A 3,619-nucleotide genomic window follows, 5' to 3' on the forward strand; every position below is an offset into this window, starting at 1 on the left:
AAGGCGTTCGCGGGCGACCAGGCGTTCGCCGCGCAGACGTACGTCGCGGTCGAGCCGGACGGGCTGGACCCGTGCGACCTGCGGCTGCAGAAGGGCGACGCGGCGGTCCGCGAGCTGATCGGGCGGCGCGTCCCGCTGTACCGGTTCGTGCTCGGGAACGTGCTGACGAAGTACGACCTGGACCGCGCGGACACCCGGATCGACGCGCTCCGCGAAGCGGCCCGGCTGGTGATCAGCATCCGGGACCGGTCGAAGGTGGACGCGTTCACCCGCGAGCTGGCCGGGCAGCTGGGCATGGAGGTCGACCAGGTCCGGTCCGAGGTCTACCGCGCCGCCTCGCGAGGTGTGGCACCGCAGCAGCAACAACAGCACCAGCAGCGGCACGAGTCGGCCGCCGCCGAGGCCAAGCCCGTGCAGCGGACCGACATCCCGTCGCCCCGGGACCAGCGGTTCGTGATCGAGTGGGACGTGCTGAAGGTCGCGATGCAGTTCCCGGCGCTGGTCGGGTCCGCGTTCGACGAGCTCGACGACCACGACTTCACGCATCCGTGGCTGGCCGCGGTCCGGGCCGGGATGGCGAAGGCCGGCGGCCCGGCCGTGGCGCCGCCCGGCGAGGCCTGGGTGGTCGCGGTCCGCGATGCCATCGGCAACGATCCGGCCGCGGCGGTGGTCGGCGCGCTGGCGGTCGACCCGCTGCGCCTCGGCCGCGATCCCGACGAGCAGTACGCGCACGCGCTGCTCGCCCGGCTCCAGGAGCTGACCTGCGCGCGCCGGATCGCCGACCTGAAGTCCAAGCTCCAGCGCACCAACCCGATCGACCGCGCCGACGAGTACAACCGGATGTTCGGCGAACTCATCGCGCTCGAGGCCTACCGCGCCGAGCTCCGCAACCGCGCGATCTGAACCGGCCCGGTCCGGCCCGGAGGTAGCTGCCGGCGCCGCGTTCGAGGTCGTTTACTCGTCCGGATCCCGGGGCTTCTCGGCCAGGTGGGCCACCAGCCTCGCGACCTCTTCGCCGTACCTCTCGGTGAAGTCGTCGGTGTCCGGGTCGAGGCCGAGGGCGCGGGCGATCTGCGGGAAGACGACCGGCGCGGCGGCCAGGCCGAACAGGGCGAGGCCGGTGTAGGCGGCGTCCAGGTCGGCGGCGAGCTCACCGTCGGACTGCCGGCGCCGGAAGTCGTCGAGCATGCCCTGGAACCGGGCCCGCTGGCCCTCCGCGTCCAGCACGGCGGTCTCCCGATCGACCGCCTCCCGGACGAGCAGCCGGAGCAGGTCGGGCTGCCTGACGGTCTCGCGGGCGTAGGCGCCGACCACCTCGCCAAGGCTGTCCGCGTCCGCGCTGATGGTCGGCTCGGAGGCGCGCCAGCGGTCCGCGACCGCCCGGTACAGCCCTTCTTTGCCGCCGAAGTAGTACGAGATCAGCTGCTTGTTGACGCCCGCCCGGGCCGCGATCTCGCCGACCCGCGCGCCGCTGAACCCGTGCGCGCCGAACTCGACCACCGCAGCGTCGAGCAGCTGCTGCTTGCTGCGCTCGGGGTCGCGCTGCCGCTCGTCGGGTCCGGGTGATCTGCGCACGAGAATCATCCTAGCGGACCGCCATCCGGCGTGCTAACTTAATCATCCGAGCGGATGATAGAGTTCGCCCAACGGATGATTGGAGTCGGCGATGAAGGTCGCGATCATGGGTGCCGGGATCGGTGGGCTGGCGCTCGCACAGGGTTTGCGGAAGGCAGGCGTGGAGGTCGCGGTGTTCGAGCGCGATCCTTCACCGCAGTACCGCAAGCAGGGGTATCGGATTCACATCAGCCCGGTGGGGGAGGAGGCGCTGGCCGCGATGCTGCCGGACGCCGTGCGGCGGCGCGTGATCGCGACCGCGACGCATCCGGGGGACCTGGTGGCGGGGTTCGACGCGCAGCTGAACGAGCAGTTCCGGCAGGTGTTCCCGGTCGCGGGTCCGGCTGCGATCACGTCGGTGGATCGGTACGCGTTCCGCCGGGCGCTGATGACCGGCCTCGACGACGTACTGCGGTTCGGCAAGCAGTTCACGTCGTACGCCGAGACGCCCGGCGGTGTCGAGATCGCCTTTGCCGACGGGACTTCCGCGACGGCCGACGTGCTGGTCGGGGCGGACGGTGTCGGGTCGGGTGTACGTCGCCAGTTGGTGCCGGAGCTCGACGTGACCGACATCGGCGTGCGGTGCATCTACGGGAAGGTGCCGTTGACGGCGGCGGTTCGGGCGGTGGCGCCGGAGGCGTTCCTGCGCGGGTTCTGTTTCGCGAGCGACGGGGCCGGGCTCGGTACGGCGTTCGGGCCGGTGATGTTCCGGGAGCCGCCGACGGAGTACGGCGACTACCTGATGGCGGTGCTGACCGGGACGAACGCGGTGCTCGGCGCGTCCGACGAGGAGCTGTTCGCGATGCGTCCCGAGGACTTATGGGCGATCGTGACCCGGCGGGTGGCCGACTGGCATCCGGCGATCCGCGCGCTGATCGCCGCTGGAGAGCCGGCGGCGGCCTTCCCGATCACGCTCCGGACCTGCGTGACGGTGCCGACCTGGTCGTCGTCACGCGTGACGATGCTCGGCGACGCCGTCCACCCGATGACACCGGCGGCCGGTGCCGGCGCGAACACCGCCCTCTGGGACGCGGCCCGGCTGACGCGGACGCTGACGACGGCGGAGGGCCTTGCGACCTACCAGCAGGACGTGGTCGCCAACGGCCAGCAGATCGTCACGGAGTCCCTGCACAACGCGGAGCGCTTGTTCAACGTGGCGATCCCGGTCTGAGGCGGACTTCGGATCGCTAGGGTGACGCCATGGCAGAGACGCAACGGATGCTCGGGGCACCGAAGATCATGTCCGGCGAGATCAACCTGAGCGAGTACCCGCACCGGTACGCCGTCGTGCACGACGGGAGCGGCGTCAAGTCGTACGACGAGGCCTTGAACCAGGTGCTGACCGTCGTCGAGGTCGAGGAGCAACGCGGCTGGGAACTCGTCAACATCACGTCGTCCGACCTCCACAAGATCATGGCCGTTATCCGCCGGCGCTGAGCAGTTCGTGGACGTCGGGCAGGCGGTCGAGCATCGTCAGGGCGGCCTGGTGGCGGGCGCGTGCGTACAGTTCGAGGGAGGCAGGGACGGGCGCCGGCTCCGCCAGCGGGAAGGTCGATCCGAGCGTGTGGGCGCAGCCGGCGGCGACCGCGGACAGGAGGTCGTCCGGGCGCGCGGCGGGATGCTCGTCGCGGTAGGCGTCCAGCAGTACGGCGAGTCCGTCGATCCACTGGTCGCCGAGGATCACCGTCCGGGGGTCGCAGCCGATCCGGGCGATCTCCCAGGCGACGAAGCCCGGCTTCGGCGGCTGGAAGTCGATCACCGCGGCGACGGTGTCGCCCCGCAGCATCAGGTTGGGCGAGGCGAGGTCACCGTGCAGGACCTGCGTGGTCAGTGCGGGCAGTCCGGTGAGGATCGCGGCGGCCCGCCCGAGCAGCGCCCGGCGTTCCTGCGCCGCCTCGCAGGCCCACGCTTCGAACGGGCTCAGCTCGTCGCGTGCCGTGAAGCGGGCGATCAGTTCGTCGAAGCTCCGCCGGGCACGCACCATGTCACGGACCTCGGTCGCCGG

At 71.4% G+C, this 3,619-nt stretch carries 4 protein-coding genes and 1 pseudogene; 3 read left to right on the forward strand and 2 right to left on the reverse strand.

The annotated features are described in order from the left end of the window. Window positions 1-903: pseudogene (locus tag VFF46_RS29620) on the forward strand (DNA primase); the annotation flags it as partial. Window positions 904-954: 51 nt separating this feature from the next. Here the strand turns inward: VFF46_RS29620 and VFF46_RS29625 are convergent. Next, window positions 955-1,575, reverse strand: coding sequence for a TetR/AcrR family transcriptional regulator (locus VFF46_RS29625; RefSeq protein ID WP_325040520.1), 621 nt, complete (start codon window positions 1,573-1,575; stop codon window positions 955-957). A 91-nt stretch (window positions 1,576-1,666) separates the two neighbouring features. Here VFF46_RS29625 and VFF46_RS29630 point away from each other — a divergent pair, with 91 nt between their 5' ends. Both VFF46_RS29630 and VFF46_RS29635 read left to right on the forward strand, forming a co-directional pair. Beyond that, entirely contained in the window at window positions 1,667-2,785 is a 1,119-nt protein-coding gene (locus tag VFF46_RS29630; RefSeq protein ID WP_325040521.1) for an NAD(P)/FAD-dependent oxidoreductase, read from the forward strand. A 29-nt stretch (window positions 2,786-2,814) separates the two neighbouring features. After that, a complete protein-coding gene (locus VFF46_RS29635) occupies window positions 2,815-3,051 on the forward strand; it encodes a hypothetical protein (RefSeq protein ID WP_325040522.1) in 237 nt (78 codons plus the stop codon). Here VFF46_RS29635 and VFF46_RS29640 read toward each other — a convergent pair. Next, the coding region (locus tag VFF46_RS29640; RefSeq protein ID WP_325040523.1) for a phosphotransferase at window positions 3,035-3,619 on the reverse strand (585 nt) is incomplete at its 5' end. The two genes, VFF46_RS29635 and VFF46_RS29640, sit on opposite strands and share 17 nt — an antisense overlap.

Source organism: Kribbella sp., from assembly GCF_035655035.1.
Lineage (GTDB): Bacteria > Actinomycetota > Actinomycetes > Propionibacteriales > Kribbellaceae > Kribbella.

Bases quoted from the DNA above. Each gene is read 5' to 3' on its own strand.
- VFF46_RS29635 (WP_325040522.1), top strand. From the start codon at position 2,815: ATGGCAGAGACGCAACGGATGCTCGGGGCACCGAAGATCATGTCCGGC.
- VFF46_RS29630 (WP_325040521.1), top strand. From the start codon at position 1,667: ATGAAGGTCGCGATCATGGGTGCCGGGATCGGTGGGCTGGCGCTCGCA.